This window comes from Bradyrhizobium sp. GCM10028915, from assembly GCF_042666195.1.
GTDB lineage: Bacteria > Pseudomonadota > Alphaproteobacteria > Rhizobiales > Xanthobacteraceae > Bradyrhizobium > Bradyrhizobium canariense_D.
On sequence record NZ_JBHTFN010000047.1, the window covers coordinates 1 to 2,333 of the forward strand.

1 protein-coding gene is annotated in these 2,333 nt (G+C 52.9%); it reads right to left on the bottom strand.

Going from position 1 to position 2,333, the window contains the following annotated elements; translation table 11 throughout:
- Positions 1 to 116: 116 nt before the first annotated feature.
- Entirely contained in the window at positions 117 to 1,499 is a 1,383-nt protein-coding gene (locus ACFQX9_RS27930; RefSeq protein ID WP_377791161.1) for an amidohydrolase family protein, read from the bottom strand.
- Positions 1,500 to 2,333 lie beyond the last annotated feature (834 nt).

The following is a 2,333-nucleotide window of genomic DNA, read 5'->3' on the forward strand; positions in this document are numbered from 1 at the left end:
CGGGCTCGTAACTCCGGTCGGGCTACGCCCTCCCTTCGTCACGAGCCCGGCGAAACTCTCTCACCTTCATTGACGCGCTCTTCCATCCTGATCGCCGCGAGACAATAGCCCTTCGTTCAATCCAGCTTATAAAGCGATCTGTTATTTTTATATAATATCATTCTGGCGCCCTCAATTGCCTCATCAAAGCTAAGGCTTCCTCCCACAACGTGTTCAGTGAGAGCCTGTGCCAAGTATCGCTTGCCCCAGCGACCAGCAAGCCAATAGAGCTCAGGAATCTGACAGGCGTCACTTGCGTACATTATTTTGGAGAGAGGAACGACCTCCATAACTTGCATGTATCTCTGGAACAGACTCTGATGCACAAATGGTGTCATGACCGACAATTCAAAATAGCAGTTTGGGTACAAATGACTAAGCCAAGCGGCCTTTCCTACTGACGGATAACCTGCATGTAGAGGAATTATTTTAGGCATACGCATTACGTCATCTCGGTCGAAGCGGCACACCTCCTCAAGAAAAAAGGGATCTTGATTGCGAAGTATCACAGAAGGAGCTTCTCCATCTCCGGTATGAATCTGCATTGGAATGTCGCGCTTTAGGCACTCTTCTAGTGCGATTGTGAAATTGTAGCGGCGGAGATCTTTCGAGATGTTGTAAACGGCCTCTCGATCTCTGGGGGGAATCTTGTGAAAGGACTCCCTAAGAGTTTTCCAGGATTCCCGAGCCACTTCACGATCATAAAGTGGCCTGATCAAGCCTATAAATGGGAGAAGATAGGACTTCATTCCATAGGATTTTTTTCCATAATTTCCCTCTCCTCCTCCATCGAGCATTTCGTGCATCCTTGTTACGAAGCGCTGCTCGTACTCCTCGAATGAAATGTCGAGAGGAAAGAGCTCTCTTTGGATCATCTCTATTCTGGCGAGACGGTTGGAGCGGCAGGGCAGTATGGCTTCTTCAAACCGCGATATCTCGACCGCCCCACAACCTTCAGCAAATCCCGTATCCAGCATAATGTTCTCGTAGTTCACATCCCGGAGCAGGCTATTTACGTAAGCCCAGTAATTCTTTCCGCGTTCATTCCTTGCTTCTATGACCGCCTCGAGTCTTGGCTCACAGCTCAAAAACTGCGAGAGCTCCTTAACAAGAAACTTCATGAATACGCTTTCTGCGATATCACGAGTGATGCCAGCGACCTTGCTCTGGATATCAAATGCCTTGTTGAGGTCGTGCCTCGTTTTCTCGTCACCATTTAGCCAACGATCATACACGCCCTCTGGAAAGTAATATGCGGTACCATAAGCGCCAAAAGATATGCGCTCCACATAGCGCTGCGGAGTTGTTACGGCATCTCGTTCGGTCATGATGTGACAATGTGTGTCGTCGATCGGCAGATTGTTCACTGCCTCAAACACCTTTATGAACTCGGGATGCTGCTTAGAGAGAAACAGCGGGAGGTGATCGAGTTGACTTGAGGGGTTGATTTGGGCGGTCATCGTCTTCGTAGCTCCCAGTCGGTGGCTCTTTGGCCACCACGTCAATACGAGATGAAGCGCACAGTCGCTACGGTTCCTAGAATAAGCGGCTCTTTCCGAGCGAACCGAGTGCGCGCTTCATTCTAGCATTCATTCCTGAGGATACTTTGAGCTTTAGATCCAGGGAGATGATGCATTTGTGCATATACCGCCCCTTTGGTGCAGCTTTTGACCATCAAGCCGGGATAACCCAGCGGGTTGAGAGCGCAACGGTATCCGGAGCTGAAGCGCTTGCTGCCCGAGGTCCGGTTCGTGCGCAACTATTGGATTACCTCTCATCCCGATACGCACGAGACACGCCGGGTCCAAGAGGTGCATCGATTCATCTCCGGATCCGTGAAGGCCGCGAGGGCCTCGTTCGTATCGGACTGAGGTGGCGCGAAGCAGAGCAGAGGCGGATGCATCGAACGGTTTTCCAGACTGGCACCCGCTTAGCGGACGGCGCTCCTGGAGATGCCTGCGGCATAGGCGCGTTTCGTGCCACCGACCTCGATCGTGGCGGGTTCATTGTTCTTGAGGGCATGGGCGCCGCCTTGCCGTGTGGCAGCTTCGTTCGCTCGCCAAAGCTCAGGTTCACGAGATTGATGGGCTCGCCGCCGGCTTTTCTGACCTCCGCGAAGATCTGCGGACAGTCGTAAAATCTTCTCCTACGCGACCTTTGGCTCCCGCGCACCCCAATGGCGCGACCAGCCCCAGTGCGCATTCCAGGCTTCAGCGAGAAGCGATCCGAGGGAAAGCGATGCGTCCGTGACCTGCCTATCGGCCAAGCGCATAGGCCGGGCGACGGGGATCCGC